The organism is Nocardia sp. Tas62D01 (genome assembly GCF_055232035.1).
Genome location: NZ_JBUYUZ010000003.1, coordinates 55,272 through 69,592 on the forward strand (window position 1 = coordinate 55,272; position 14,321 = coordinate 69,592).

10 protein-coding genes and 5 CRISPR repeat arrays are annotated in these 14,321 nt (G+C 66.9%); of the genes, 6 read left to right on the forward strand and 4 right to left on the reverse strand.

The window, feature by feature from the left end:
* Positions 1–191 precede the first annotated feature (191 nt).
* Positions 192–3,062 carry a CRISPR-associated helicase Cas3' gene (gene cas3, locus ACV7NQ_RS48025; RefSeq protein ID WP_463366248.1) on the reverse strand — a complete coding sequence of 957 codons (2,871 nt, stop codon included), beginning with the start codon at positions 3,060–3,062 and terminating at the stop codon, positions 192–194.
* Between the two features lie 125 nt (positions 3,063–3,187).
* Positions 3,188–3,704: a CRISPR direct-repeat array (repeat unit 28 nt; unit sequence GTCGGCCCCGCACGCGCGGGGATGGTCC).
* A gap of 257 nt (positions 3,705–3,961) precedes the next feature.
* Positions 3,962–4,478: direct repeats of the CRISPR family, unit length 28 nt; unit sequence GTCGGCCCCGCACGCGCGGGGATGGTCC.
* Between the two features lie 1,050 nt (positions 4,479–5,528).
* A CRISPR array of direct repeats spans positions 5,529–5,987; the repeat unit is 28 nt; unit sequence GTCGGCCCCGCACGCGCGGGGATGGTCC.
* 94 nt (positions 5,988–6,081) lie between these two features.
* Positions 6,082–6,718: direct repeats of the CRISPR family, unit length 28 nt; unit sequence GTCGGCCCCGCACGCGCGGGGATGGTCC.
* A gap of 198 nt (positions 6,719–6,916) precedes the next feature.
* Positions 6,917–7,576: direct repeats of the CRISPR family, unit length 28 nt; unit sequence GTCGGCCCCGCACGCGCGGGGATGGTCC.
* A gap of 26 nt (positions 7,577–7,602) precedes the next feature.
* On the opposite strand from cas3, the gene ACV7NQ_RS48030 reads away from it, so the two are divergent.
* Positions 7,603–7,737 (forward strand): hypothetical protein, encoded by a 135-nt coding sequence (locus tag ACV7NQ_RS48030; RefSeq protein ID WP_463366249.1) that lies wholly within the window; start codon positions 7,603–7,605, stop codon positions 7,735–7,737.
* A gap of 94 nt (positions 7,738–7,831) precedes the next feature.
* On the opposite strand, the gene ACV7NQ_RS48035 is transcribed toward ACV7NQ_RS48030, so the two are convergent.
* Positions 7,832–8,701, reverse strand: a complete 870-nt coding sequence (locus ACV7NQ_RS48035; protein WP_463366250.1) for a hypothetical protein — start codon at positions 8,699–8,701, stop codon at positions 7,832–7,834.
* Positions 8,701–9,576, reverse strand: coding sequence for a ParA family protein (locus tag ACV7NQ_RS48040; RefSeq protein WP_463366251.1), 876 nt, complete (start codon positions 9,574–9,576; stop codon positions 8,701–8,703). Before ACV7NQ_RS48040 ends, ACV7NQ_RS48035 begins: the two co-directional genes overlap by 1 nt.
* Before the next feature lie 339 nt (positions 9,577–9,915).
* On the opposite strand from ACV7NQ_RS48040, the gene ACV7NQ_RS48045 reads away from it, so the two are divergent.
* From ACV7NQ_RS48045 to ACV7NQ_RS48060, 4 genes are all read left to right on the forward strand, one after another.
* Positions 9,916–10,206 carry a hypothetical protein gene (locus tag ACV7NQ_RS48045; RefSeq protein ID WP_463366252.1) on the forward strand — a complete coding sequence of 97 codons (291 nt, stop codon included), beginning with the start codon at positions 9,916–9,918 and terminating at the stop codon, positions 10,204–10,206.
* Entirely contained in the window at positions 10,203–10,532 is a 330-nt protein-coding gene (locus tag ACV7NQ_RS48050) for a hypothetical protein (protein WP_463366253.1), read from the forward strand. The genes ACV7NQ_RS48045 and ACV7NQ_RS48050 overlap by 4 nt, the downstream gene beginning before the upstream one ends.
* A gap of 200 nt (positions 10,533–10,732) precedes the next feature.
* Positions 10,733–11,002 (forward strand): hypothetical protein, encoded by a 270-nt coding sequence (locus ACV7NQ_RS48055; RefSeq protein WP_463366254.1) that lies wholly within the window; start codon positions 10,733–10,735, stop codon positions 11,000–11,002.
* Complete coding sequence (locus ACV7NQ_RS48060; protein WP_463366255.1) at positions 10,989–11,303, forward strand: hypothetical protein; 315 nt, start codon at positions 10,989–10,991, stop codon at positions 11,301–11,303. The genes ACV7NQ_RS48055 and ACV7NQ_RS48060 overlap by 14 nt, the downstream gene beginning before the upstream one ends.
* A 605-nt stretch (positions 11,304–11,908) precedes the next feature.
* Here ACV7NQ_RS48060 and ACV7NQ_RS48065 read toward each other — a convergent pair.
* Positions 11,909–12,415 (reverse strand): YdcF family protein, encoded by a 507-nt coding sequence (locus tag ACV7NQ_RS48065; RefSeq protein WP_463366256.1) that lies wholly within the window; start codon positions 12,413–12,415, stop codon positions 11,909–11,911.
* Between the two features lie 937 nt (positions 12,416–13,352).
* Here ACV7NQ_RS48065 and ACV7NQ_RS48070 point away from each other — a divergent pair.
* Entirely contained in the window at positions 13,353–14,291 is a 939-nt protein-coding gene (locus tag ACV7NQ_RS48070) for a replication protein RepA (RefSeq protein WP_463366257.1), read from the forward strand.
* The last annotated feature ends 30 nt before the right edge of the window (positions 14,292–14,321 follow it).

Below are 14,321 nucleotides of genomic sequence, written 5' to 3' on the forward strand. Positions count from 1 at the left end.
GAAAATCCGCGGCTGATGCTACCCGGATTCCTGCGGTCTGTCTGCCAAACTGGGGAGGCACCTGCCCCGTGATGGCACCCACTGGAAGGTGAAGGATGGCTCGCGGGGATGGCCCACTGCTGTGTGTGGGCGCCAGGTCGGCCCCGCCTCGGCGGGGACCGAGGTCGGGGCCCGAGCATCGGGTCCCGACCTCACTCAACGATCAATCCCAGTTCCTCGTCGTATCGGATCCGGCGGGTGCCGACCACGCCAGCACCCGAGTCGTCGAGCGCTAACGCGCGGCTGTAGCGCAACCATGGGTGGTCACGCCACCCGTCCAACGGCACAAGCTCACGCTCGGCCGCCGCAGTGAGCTTGGCTGGCAGTCGCACGGTTCCGCCGAGGACCTCGTCGATCAGTTCCGGCGGCACCTCACCATGCGGCCCCAAGCGGTGGCCGGTCATCGTGTGGTAGCCGAGGCCGTCATGGCGGACCAATACGACCTCCACGGTGGGATCGCCATCGCGGACGACCATCTGCATCCGCTCATCCCCGAGATCGCCCGGTGTTCCGCTGCGGTGCAGCCCCTCGAGAGTGGGTCGGCTGTGTTCGCCGAACCGGGTCAGCAGCAACGGCGCCGCGTTCGTGGCCCGCTGCTGCTGCTCGTCCCGCCACGCGGTATACGCCTGCCCGGTGTCGTGCTCCCACTCCGTGGGCACCGGAACCCGCGGATCGTAGGCGTCGGCGACCAGGGAAGGTACCTGCGCGGGAATCGACCATGTGCCGCTCTCGGCTTCCAGGACAAGCGCCGCGCTGCGCAGCAGCGGGTAGCGGCCGTAGATGTTCTCGCTTTCAGGCGTAATCCACGGTGCCAGCCCGGGGCGCGGTGCGAATCCGGTGATCACGACCGTTGGATCTTGCAGTCGCTCGGGGCGCTGGACTCCGTCGTGCCGGTGCATCCTGCCGATGCGCTGCAACAGCAGATCCATCGGCGCAAGGTCGGTGACCAGCAAGTCCACATCGACATCGAAAGACTGCTCGGCGATCTGGGTCGCCACGAGGATCAGCCGTGTAGGTCGTGACCGGTTCGGACCGGGCGGACCCAGCTTCTGCAGGCATTCACCGGTGCGGTCGGCGCGGTGGACCACATGCATGCGGCCGTGCAGGAGGACCACATCATCCCCGAAGTGCTTCTTCAACGCCTGGTAGGTGCGTTGAGCGCGGGGCACCGTATTACGGATCACCAGCGCGCAGCCGCCATCGGCCAACCGGTGGGCCAACAACGACAGCACAGCGTCGCCGTCGGGACCTGGTCGGCCATCGTCGGCGCCGGCCGGTTCGGGCAGGACCTCGACCCTGACCGGTAGATCCTCCGCACGCCACGGCTTGGCGTCTTCGACGATGTATCGCGACCGGCCGTCCTGTCCCGCCCAAGCCGCGGTTGCACTCGGATACCCACCCGGTTCGGGCAGCTCGCAGACGTCAGCTGTTTCGGCGGACCCAGCGCCTGCCAGGTATGCGGCGACCAGGTCCTTTCGCTGCTGGGGAGCAAGGGTCGCCGACAGCAACACCACCGGCACCCCCGCCTGACCCAGCCAGCGCAGTCCCTCCTTCAGGAACTGCGACATGTACACGTCGGCGGCGTGCACTTCGTCCAAGACGACAACCTTGCCCGCCAGACCCGCCTGGCGCAGCATCACATGCTTGGTGCGGGTCGCCGCGAACAGCAGTTGATCGATCGTGCCGACCACGAACGGAGCCAGCAGCCCCCGCTTGCTACCCAGGAACCATTCCGCCGGCGCGGTGCGCTGCGGGCGACCGACCTCCCCGAATTCTTGAGCTCCCCCGCGGTAGGGGTCCTCGACGACGAATTCGTCCTCATCGACGCTGCCGTAGACAGCGTCAGGGTGGTCCCGCCCTTCCAGCAGTCGCTGCCACTCCTTGTTGAACCGGCGTTTGCCGTGCAGCAACGCGACCTGACCGGCCAGCTCCGGGCGCAGCTTGTCCAGCCAGCACCGCACATTAGTGAACATCGGGTCGCTCGTCGCCTGCGTCGGCATCCCCACGAACACACCATCCAGACCGAACCGAGCCGCCAAGACCTCGGACGCCAGCAACGCCGCCTTGGTCTTCCCCTCCCCCATCGGTGCCTCCACAATCAGTAACCCCGCCCGCTCCATCCGGGCAGCGACACCAGTCACCAACAGCTGCGAATTCCGAGGTTCATCCCCGAATCTTTCGAGGAAAGCGTCGGCAGCAGGAGTGGGCAATCGACCCCAGCCACCACACAACCCGAGCCGCGCCCACGCCAACCGAGCACGCGCACCGGCGACAGCCACACTGACCTGATCGAGCTCATCGATGCCGGGGAAATACCGTTCATCGCTGGCGATCCAGTCCGCCATCACGATGAACCCACTCAGCTGCAGCTGCACCGCCCGATTCGGAACCCGTTTCGGAACCACGTCGGCGAGATCGGCGAACCCCAAGGCCGTGGTGAACCGCTCCACCACAAGCCGTTGAGCCTGTCGCCAATCCGCGGTCCTCCCACGCAACTTGCCTCTGGCTTTCCGCGGCTCGAGCACCTCCCCCAGCGACGGGAACTTCCCATGATGGCCCGCGATCAACGGCCACACCCACTCCAGATGCTCCTGCGGCCACCCGACCTCAGCAAGAATGTCGCGGGCCAACACAGCCCCCGCATGGTCATGCCGCCAGCGACTCGAAGCCACAGCAAACCGATCCCAGCTCAACCCCACCGATTGCACCGACGCCGCCCCCGCCGCGTCGATGTGCTGAAACGCTGGAGTCGCTTTCCCCCAGTCGTGTATTCCACACAGCCATGCGAAAAGACGACGCCCCCGTTCCGCGCCTCCGGCGACCTCGGCAACCACATCGCGCACCGACACGGCCAGATAGTGATCCCAGATCAACTCCCCCACCGCGGCGGTATCAAGCAAGTGCGACAGCAGCAGATTCGTCCGACCCCCGGCCCGCTTCGCCGACTTCCCCCACAACGCCCCCAACCAACGCTCTTCCGTCAAAGCCCACCCCCAACTGTTCAGCTGCTGCGACCATGCCATCGGCCGATCGACACAGCCGCGAGAATAAACACCCCCACCGACAACTACGACCACCACAACTGCCAGGCCCCAACCAACCGAACGAAAACAACTACCCTGTCCACCATCGCCACACGTCAACAAGTGCCGGCCCCGCACCCGCGGGGATGGTCCCCGTTCCCGAGCGCCAGCCACACCACCTGCGGCGTCGGCCCCGCACCCGCGGGGATGGTCCCGTCACCGTGTAGTCCACATGACCCGGCGCGGTGTCGGCCCCGCACGCGCGGGGATGGTCCGTCGTCACTCACGGCGCAACCTCTCCGCTGTGAGTCGACCCCGCACGCGCGGGGATGGTCCGGATCTGACGCCGCAGGAGCTAGCCAAGCAATCGTCGGCCCCGCACGCGCGGGGATGGTCCCACCCGCGATGAGCAGATGATGCATGCGGGTATGTCGGCCCCGCACGCGCGGGGATGGTCCGGGTTTCGACACCTGGCGTGAAGCGTTCGAAGAGTCGGCCCCGCACGCGCGGGGATGGTCCGGTCGAGCCGATCCGGTCCCCCGGCATGACCATGTCGGCCCCGCACGCGCGGGGATGGTCCGTTGACTTTCAGGAAGTGGTTCGGGTTGTCCGGGTCGGCCCCGCACGCGCGGGGATGCTCCCTGCTGGCCGGTACCCGCTCCAGTCGGCCCCGCACCCGCGGTGGATGCTCCCGTAGACGGCACACCGAAGAACCACACCTTCGAGTCGATGTCGGCCCCGCATGCGCGGGGGACAGCCCTCAGACTCCACGCCGAGTGGTACCACATCGGTCCCTGGCAATACTGCTATGAGTGAGGTTGAACTCTGAACAGATCACAACGCCATCGAAAGTGAATGCAAATCCGTAGACTCCATCGAATTAGCCCTGCTCAGGAAGTGTCGGCCCCACACGCGCGGGGATGGTCCTCGGGCTGGGTTGGACTCGGCGAGTTGACCGGAGTCGGCCCCGCACGCGCGGGGATGGTCCGGTGATGCACAACGCGCAAATCATCGGAGAGGTGTCGGCCCCGCACGCGCGGGGATGGTCCCGCCACGACCCCTACGGTCCGCCGCCCCGCGAGGTCGGCCCCGCACGCGCGGGGATGGTCCCACCCCGTTACCCCGCTCGGATGGCAGAAACCCGTCGGCCCCGCACGCGCGGGGATGGTCCGTCGTCGGTGAGCTGGTAGCCGAGGTGCTTGGTGTCGGCCCCGCACGCGCGGGGATGGTCCGTGGTTGCGGCTGATTGCGTCTCGGAGCTTGGCGTCGGCCCCGCACGCGCGGGGATGGTCCCGCCACATCCCTTACGGGAGGCGTGTATTCGCCGTCGGCCCCGCACGCGCGGGGATGGTCCGGGACTGTTCCGGGCATCCAGCTCGAGGACGGCGTCGGCCCCGCACGCGCGGGGATGGTCCCAGCTCCGGCCACTGCGCATCACCATCCTCCGCGTCGGCCCCGCAACGCGCGGGGATGGTCCCTAGGCCACCGAGAGGGAGAATTGCACCATGATGTCGGCCCCGCACACGCGGGGATGGTTCCGTCGAGAACGGCCGCTACTACAACTCCCGAACGTCGGCCCCGCGCGGGCGGGGATGGTCCTCTGTGAGGACGTCCGGGAGGTCGCCCCACTCGGCCCCGCACGCGCGGGGATGGTCCCAAGGGCCGCGCCGCAGCGATATCAGTGCTTCCGTCGGCCCCGCACGCGCGGGGATGGTCCGTCCTCGAGGTCACCGGCCACCCGTACTCCAGCGTCGGCCCCGCACGCGCGGGGATGGTCCGCATTCGCGGCCGGACAGACGATTGGAGACGACGTCGGCCCCGCATGCGCGGGGATGGTCCCATCACCGTCAGGACGAGGTCCAAGCTGAGCCCGTCGGCCCCGCATGCGCGGGGATGGTCCCAACACTGAGTGGCGGTCCAGCACCTGCTCGCCGTCGGCCCCGCATGCGCGGGGATGGTCCCCAGTCACTACCGTGAGTCCCGGTCGCTCCGGTGTCGGCCCCGCATGCGCGGGGATGGTCCCGAGCACCATTACGCGATCGATCGGCACCGCCCATCGGCACCGCACGCGCGGGGATGGTCCGGCGTTCACCTTGGACGGGCTGATGGCGGGCCGGTCGGCCCCGCACGCGCGGGGATGGTCCGCCATTAGATAGCCGTTAACCGTGCTGACACTGGTCGGCCCCGCACGCGCGGGGATGGTCCGTACCGCCGGGTGCGCAAGCTGACTCAGCAGATGTCGGCCCTGCACGCGCAGGGATGGTCCGTCGTCCAAGGTCGGGCGGCCGTGCTCGTCCCAGTCGGCCCCGCATGCGCGGGGACAGCCCTCAGACTCCACGCCGAGTGGTACCACATCGGTCCCTGGCAATACTGCTACGAGTGAGGTTGAACTCTGAACAGATCACAACGCCATCGAAAGTGAATGCAAATCCGTAGACTCCATCGAATTAGCCCTGCTCAGGAAGGGTCGGCCCCGCACACGCGGGGATGGTCCCACGACCGTGGGCACGGTGACGACACCGCCGACGTCGGCCCCGCACACGCGGGGATGGTCCCGGGGCGCAAAAGGTGAGGGGTGGAACGACTTGGTCGGCCCCGCACACGCGGGGATGGTCCCGGCGGTGTCGGCCCGGTCGGACCTTCCAGCATGTCGGCCCCGCACGCGCGGGGATAGTCCGTGGATTCAGGACGGTCTCACCTCCGCACATGAGTCGGCCCCGCACGCGCGGGGATGGTCCCGAAACGAGACGCTGAATTAGCCCTGCTCAGGAAGTGTCGGCCCCGCACGCGCGGGGATGGTCCCACGGCGGTTACTCTGCCGATCGGGATGGAGGCGTCGGCCCCGCACGCGCGGGGATGGTCCCACTTTGATCAGCCGCAGCCGTGCCGGAACACCGTCGGCCCCGCACGCGCGGGGATGGTCCGTGGGCTCCGGCGAACTGATCCGCCCCGGTCTGGTCGGCCCCGCACCGCGCGGGGATGGTCCCTCATCGACGACTCGGGCGTTACTAGCCATGAGGTCGGCCCCGCACGTGCGGGGATGGTCCCCCGATCGACGGGCACACCTTGTACGGAGTGGTGTCGGCCCCGCACGCGCGGGGATGATCCCTCCGACTTGAGGTCTTTGTCGAAGTTGCGGAAGTCGGCCCCGCATGCGCGGGGATGGTCCCTGGGAGACGTACGCCAACAGGATGCTCGGAGGGTCGGCCCCGCACGCGCGGGGATGGTCCGGTTCCGGAGCCTCCGTCCTGGAGATAAACCTGGTCGGCCCCGCACGCGCGGGGATGGTCCCAGCGGTGTCGGCTACAGCGACGCCCGTGCTTAGTCGGCCCCGCACGCGCGGGGATGGTCCGCCCGCAACACACCAACCTCCCACTTGCCCAGGTCGGCCCCGCATGCGCGGGGATGGTCCTCTGTGAGGACGTCCGGGAGGTCGCACCACTCGGTCGGCCCCGCACGCGCGGGGATGGTCCCGCACACGACGCAAGGAGCCGGTGTGTCGTGTCGTCGGCCCCGCACGCGCGGGGATGCTCCCGGGTCCATCCCCGGCATGGCCAACCGCACCCAGTCGGCCCCGCACCCGCGGGGATGCTCCGCGGACCTTCCGCAGTGTGGGAGAGAGCGCGTGTCGGCCCCGCACCCGCGGGGATGCTTCCCTCTCCCAACGCGCCGTGTCCGAGCAAGCGGGGTCGGCCCCGTGCGCGGGGACAGCCCTCAGACTCCACGCCGGGTGGTACCACATCGGTCCCCGGCTCAATACTGCTATGAGTGAGTTGAACTCTGAACAGATCACAACGCCATCGAAAGTGAATGCAAATCCGTAGACTCCATCGAATTAGCCCTGCTCAGGAAGTGTCGGCCCCGCACGCGCGGGGATGGTCCCTGGTCTTTCCGTAGCCCGGTAACCCGTACACGGTCGGCCCCGCACGCGCGGGGATGGTCCGGCCGCGGTGACTCACTCGACCAGATCCGCCGGGTCGGCCCCGCACGCGCGGGGATGGTCCGGCGTCCTGTACGTCCGCTACATCGGTGAACACGTCGGCCCCGCACGCGCGGGGATGGTCCCCCTCTAGGCCACACGATCACGTCGCCGCGGTTGTCGGCCCCGCACGCGCGGGGATGGTCCTGGTCGTGCCCATCCGGAGTTGGCGACCCGTCCGTCGGCCCCGCACGCGCGGGGATGGTCCTCCCATGCCGGGCATGTTCGCTGCACCCATCGGGTCGGCCCCGCACGCGCGGGGATGGTCCCAGGCTCGTGATCCGGTTGAGTCCGGCGGTCGTGTCGGCCCCGCACGCGCGGGGATGGTCCGTCAAGATCGTCGCATCCGCGGTGGCCTGCGTGGTCGGCCCCGCATGCGCGGGGATGGTCCGGCACTCGGTAACGGGATGGTCCTCTGCTGCAACGGCAAGTCGCGGACTTCCGGCGTCGGCCCCGCACGCGCGGGGATGGTCCGGAGCAGCCGCGCGAGACCCGCGCCAAGGAGCCGTCGGCCCCGCACCCGCGGGGATGGTCCCTGCTCGGATATCCTCGCCTCGCATCATGTTCCGCTCTGTCGCGGACCTGTTCGCGCCGCAGAAATTCCGCCGCCTCGAGCTGTGCGAGTTCGAGCTCTATGGAGTCCTCGGCGGCCCACGCACGACATCGGCCACGGTCACCACCCACCCCTCCGGGTAGGCAGCTATCGCCGCCAGAATCCCCAGCGCCCGCAAGCTGAACCGCGCGGTCGCCGCGCCACCGCCTCCCGCGGGCTCATAGGCTCCGCGTTCGGCTAACCCCGATCGCCGGTGTGTGTTGCCTTGGGACGAGTTGTGAGCGCTTTCTCGATGCGGCGCGCGTGCTGGACGAGAGCAGCGGCGAAGGCGCGCGCTTCGTCCGGGTGCTTCTGGGCGCGCTTGGCGACCTTGTCAGCGAGGGTGGCGACCCGATTGCCTTCGGCCTGGAACCATGAAGGCGAATCATCGGTCTGGTCGTCGGTGAGGGGTTCACCGGTCATTCCGAGGATGGTCCGCACGACCTCGGTGACGGTTTCTCGGTCCCATGCGGTTCCGGGCGGCAGAGCGGCGACGGTCGCGGCGACGGTCTTCTGCACGAGGCCTGCGGTGACCCTGGGGCCGCTGCCGTTGGTGGTCTCCTGAACCAGGGTGAGATACAGCTCGGCCGCGGCCTGGTCGCCGCGTTGGTCGGCCAGGGGAAGCAGTTCCCGGACTTGGCGTTCGTTGATTTTGTCCCCCATGGGGGACAACGCGATGGGCTCGGCGACGGCCGCGGCGCTGATGAGCCGGTACGCCTGGGAGGTCTGCATCTGCCAGCGGTCCACCACGTACGCCTCGAACGTGTCGTGGGTTTCCCGGTACAGGCGGGCGCTGGAGATGACTTTGAGGGCCTTGCCGGCTCGCCAGAACGCGATCCGCAGCACGTCCAACGCGGCCTCGCACGCGGCGAGATGGCTGCGCTCTTGCGCGGTGAGTTCGCCGATGGCGTCGGGCTGTTCGTACGGCTCGGGGATGTCGGCAACGGCCACAGAGGCTGCAACCGGCCGGCCGATCGCGCCGCGCTCGGCGGTGCTGGTTCCCCCGGAGACTCCGCGCTCGAGGACGACAGTGGTTCCTTCGACTTTCGGGATCTCTCGGCGTGCCATCAGTTCGTCACTTCCTGGACCTGGTGCTCGCCGATCGCGGCGAGGTAGTTGTCAACGTAGGACTCCGCGGCAAGTTGCATGGCGATACGGGACTTGGCGTCGTCGGCGGCTTGAGGTGGCTCGGAAAACTCGACGGCACGCTCGGCGCCGGCGGACAGATGCAGGTGCGGTGTCCAGACGGCGCTCCCCCACGTCTTGACCGCTTCGTCGGTCCGCTGCTTGTGGGTGAGGACGTTAGTGCGGACTTGGTTGATGACCACGCCGATGAAGCGGGCACGCATGTTCAGCGACAGCTGATAGTGCGGGTCGCCAATCATGGCGTCCAGGCGGCGCACACCACGCAAGCCGTCGTAGTTGGGCGTCATGACGGCGATGACACTGACCCCCTGGCTGTTGTTGTCCGGCTCGACGGAGGCGAGTCCGAGGTGCAGCAGATGCCCGAGCGTCGGGGCAGCGTCGATGAGGACATCGTCGTAGTGATCGAGCAGAGGGGTGAGGGCCTTCCGCAGCCGCAGATGCGAACCCGGTATCCCAGCCTCGGGGACTCGGTTCTCCAGTTCGATGCGAGACGGAGCCACCGTGATGTTGTCGGCCCAGTCGCCTTCCCACTGGCAGGGCAGCAGGCAGCTCTGGAGGACCTCGGGTGAGGCGGTCTGAATCACTTCGGCCATGCTGGGCCGCTGCTCGATCTGTTCCTCGAGGTAACCCATCCGGCGGGTGAGATTTCCTTGCGGGTCAAGGTCGATACACAGAACCCTGCGGGACTTCCCGTCGCGTCGGCGCCGCTTGGCCAGCTCGGCGGCAGTGAGTGTGAGCACCTGTGTTTTCCCGACACCACCCTTGTGATTGCCGAAAACGGTGGGTCGCGCCGCCATGATGCGAGTCCTTTCACGATGCCTTGTCGCCGTGACGATTCCGCCTGACCAGCCCTCTCGGCCGAGGGACAGCAACTGTGCGCGGATGAGGTTTGTCCCCCATGGGGGACAAACGGTGTCCGGCTCGGATCGCTGCCATCAAATCCTGGCGGCGACACAGGGGATCATATAAGTCAGACCGACACCGCGCCTTGATCCAAAGCCAGTGCGGGAGTTCATCCCATCGCCATGGTGCATACCCAGGGTCCACAAGTTCCCGGAGCTGTAGACACCAGGGTCGCCGTTCACATCGCCACGCCGCCCCGATTTCACCCGGTGAGCGCGTATTACGGGCGTAATATGCCAGGTGTGGGCTACGACTGGCCGGAATGGGCGCTGGATCGGTTACGCGGCATCGAGCCGTGGGAAGTGGTGCAGGTTCTGACCGGGAAGCGCCCGCGCTGGCCGCGCCGCGGCCGGGACGGCACCGGAGCGTCCATCCTGACCATTTGGGGCCGCACCACCGCAGGTCGGCCGTTGGTTGTGGGTGTCTATCAGGTGTCGGAATGGCAGTGGCACATCGCGTCCGCGCGAGACATGACCGTCGGCGAGCGGACCACATTCGAGAACTGGGAGGAGACCCGTCGATGACCGAGAAGAAATATCCGATACCGACACCCGAACAGGTCGATGCCCTGATGGACAACCCCGCCCTGGCATGGGAGGACGTGCCCGAAGATCAGGCACCGCCCGAGCTCGGCGATGCCGAGGCGGTGATGGTCGTCAGGTCCCTGCGTATGCCGCTGGAAATGGACCAGCGCATCCGCGCCGAAGCTGCCGCCCGCGGCGTCACCTGGTCAGAGCTGATCCGGGATTGGGCCGCCATCGAACTGGCCGCACTCGCCGACGATCAGCCCATTTCGCGCGCCGACGCGATGCGCGCTCTGGCCACCGTTCGGCCGCGCCGCACCGCCTGAGACGTCATCCAGCCAAATCCGGAGGTCACACCTTTACACCCTCCCTATACCCCTGGGCGGTATAAGAGTCGATGGGGGTCGACCCCAGGGTCGGTTGGGGTCGGTTGGGGTCGACCGAGATTCGGGGGCACCGTTCGGTCGCCCGATACCATCGGTACGCCCCGATACCACCTGAATTACCCGGCAGAAAGGTAGTGTCTGTGGGTATGGCAACGACGAAGAAGACCCTCAGCATGGACACGGTGGCGCTGTCGCTGGCCGAGCGAGCGGCCGAGCTGTCCGGCACGTCGGTATCGGCGGTGGTTTCGGCCACCCTGGTCCGCCACCTGCTACACGATTACGCCCCCACCCCGCTACCACCAGACCCGGCCCGCGACCAGGCCGAGGCCGAGGCCGCCCGCGCGGACTTCGAGCTGGAGGCCACCGCCGCGCGCTACGACCAGGGCAGGGGGATGCGTGCGGCGGGGTGAAATCTGGCGCTACCAGGTGCCCGGACTCGCTGGCCGAACCGTGGCGCTGATCGCGGCGCAAGCCGTCCTGGACGGACCCGGATACCGGGTGTTCCCGGTGTTGCAGGTGTCCGACACTGACCCTGGACACCTACTGTCGGTCTCGGCCGAGGTCGACGGAAACCGGGTGTGGCTGGACGCAGCCGGGGGCTGGCTGGCCGCCCGGCGCTCAGTACTCGCCGAACGACTCGGACAACTCCCGGACGAAACCCTGGCGACCCTGGACGCGCGGATAGCCGCCGCGCTTGGACACCCGAACTGAGTCCGGCCCAGACTCCGAACCATCAGACCAGATAGACGCCGCACTCCGCGCAACCCTGGCACTCTAACGGCCATTCAGCACACCCTTTTGCACCCTCCCAGCGAGCAGCTGGTGTCCCGCGTGCCGATGATCAGGGCAACATCATCGAGTGACCGGCCTGGCGCCGGGCCCGCCGACGTTCTCCCGGTCGACCGTAGACGAGCTGTAACCGGATCCGCAGTCGAGCAGCAGCCCAACGGTCGGCCGGGGTACTCGGCACAGGCCACATCCGTGAGACCTCCGCGTTCTCCATACATCGTTCGACGCAGGCCTGTCCGGCACGGTTCTCCTTCGGTCGCTCGGTTGTCCGACGGTGAGCGCCTGAACAAAGGGTGTTCACGGTGGCACACCCAGTGTGCCCAAACCAAAGCTCCAACCACTCGGGCTCCAACCACTCGGTTGAAGCTTTTCTCGTTTCTGCAGGCCCTCAGCGATTCGCTGGGGGCCTTTCGTTGTTTGGGAGGATTTCGTGATGGTCGATGCCGCGGGCCGCTGTCGCCGCTGACTGGGTGCTGTTCTGAATCGAGCTGCCGGTGCGCCGGGCCTTGCTCGAGCGAGCCGATAGTTCAGGCCGCGAGTAGGCGACTGGTGTACCCCGCGTCGACGAGCCGCGAGTATGCCCGGCACACGTCGTCAGGAATGGGTACTTCGACGGCCCATCCCTTGGTGGGATAGACCCAGAGCCGCTGGGTGTCACCTACCAGCATGTTGATCACACGGTCGACGTCGCCGATGCTGCTGATGTACTCGTCGAGCGGCAACGGAAGAGATGAGCAGAGGACGTCTACCTCCGGCCACCGCTTGCGGCAGATAGCCCAGCTGCGACGCTGCTGGTACGGCCGAGAGATGAGGATGACGGACCGAATCTTGTCCAGCTCACCGTGTTCGCGGAGAACCTCTCGGGTGAAGTCGATGTTGTCACCAGTGTTGGTGGCCTTGGGCTCGACCAGGATCGCGCTGTCCGAAACACCAAGGCTGAGGGCGTGCTCGCGGTAGTGCACGGCTTCTCCACGGGGAAAACGCTCGACGGTCGTGGGCGCGTTTGCGCCGGTGAAGACGATCAGCGGGGCCATGCCCAGGTGGTAAAGGTCAGCCGTGTAGGTGGCGACCCCAGGTCGTGACTGCCGAGTCCGATTGCTACATCGACTGGCCGCACCTCATCGTTCAATTGGTTGTACTCCCAAAGGATTTCGACGTCGGAACGGAGATCACTAGAAGGAAGTGTCGTCGACGGCATGGTGGAGTCCCTTCAGTCAGGCAGTTTGAAGTCGTATGTCCAGGAGAATCGGGATGCCGCATGTACTCCGCGCGCGAACTCGACCGAGCATGGCCACCATTACTGCAGCCGGGTTCGAGATGGCGGGTCACCGCATCCCTGAATCTCCATGAGGCAGCGATGAGCAAATCCGTGCCTGGTGGACTACGCAGCGCAGCGACGCGTTCCTGTATCGCCAGCACCGACGCCCAGCGACCTAACAAGTCCATCCGTAGGCGCAGCCGAACGGCCTTGATGCACCGTCCGCCACGGACCTAGCCGCCGAAAACAGCTGGAAAGCCCTGGTCAGGGCGAGAATTCCTGTGGTTTGGGCTGGAATCCATTCACAGCCGGGGTCAGCCTACTAGAGGTAGATCTCTAAAGGAAAGAACTAAAGGCCGACTCGATTTTGTGCGTGTCACCTGCGCAAATGCAGGGTCGTGGTCGGCAAGGTATGCGAGTCGGTCGGCAAAGTATTCGTGCGTTCCTGGGAAAACACGGCCGTCCTGGTCGGCAAGGTATGCGAGGACAACTTGCTGGCAGCAGCCGCTCGTCCCCAGATTGAGGATGGGTCGGCAAGGTATGCGAGGACAACACCGCATCGGAGCTGGTCGGCAAGGTATGCGTGGATAACCGTCTCGGGTCGGCAAGGTATGCGAGCAGTGGTGCGATTCCTGGTGCGGCGCCCGCAACGGTCGGCAAGGTATGCGAGCGGTACCGCCACAAGGGCTCGATGGTCTGGCAGGCTGGCCAGCATGCCCCGGCAGAAACGCAGCGACCTGGACTTCTTCAACGCTGCGGTTGAACTGTGGGACGCCGAACCCGAAATCGGTTACTTGGCGCGGCTGTTCACCCAAACCTCCCTGCCGTACAAGGAGCCCAAAGACAATCCTGCGGCGTGGCGGCGGGTCAACGGCAACACCCAGCTCATCGTGCGACCGGGGGTGATCTTCGGCCCGGACGGCGAGGCCAAGTCGCTCGGATACCCGTTCGGCAGCATCCCGCGGCTGATCCTGACGTGGATGAGCACCGAAGCGGTCCGCACGAAGAATCGAGACCTGGTGTTGGGTGCGAGCCTGACCGAGTTCATGCGCAAAGTCGGGCTGATAAAGGACCACGAGCTACCCAGCGGCGGCAGGAAAGGCAACGGCACCCGCGCCAAGCAGCAGATGGAACGCCTTTTCCGGTCCACGGTCTCCGTGGAGTACATCGGCGACGAGCACCGGCAGTTGGGCGCCCAAATGTCGGTGGCGTCGGGATATGACCTGTGGTGGAAACCGGGCGCCGAAGATGACCAGCCGTCGCTGATGGAGTCCATGGTGCGGTTGTCCCCGGAGTTCTTCGAGCAGGTCGTTGAAGCCCCGGTGCCTGTGGACATGCAGGCGCTGATGCTGCTGCGCGAGTCGCCGATGCGGCTGGATATCTACACCTGGTTGACCTACCGCATGTCGCGACTGAGGAAGCAGACCACCGTGCCGTGGGCCTCGCTCAAAGGCCAGTTCGGATCCGAGCTCGCCGACACCAAACAGGGCAACTACCAGTTCAAACGCGATTTCAAGAAGCGCCTCGCCGAGGTGACCACGGTGTACAAGGAGGCGAACGTGGACGTCACCGACTCAGGCCTGGTGCTGCGCCCCAGCCTCACCCACGTACGCAAGAGTCCCGGCTTCCTGGCCTTGGAACGCGGCCAATAGTTCCGGTTGGCTCAGCCCACTTCTGGTCGA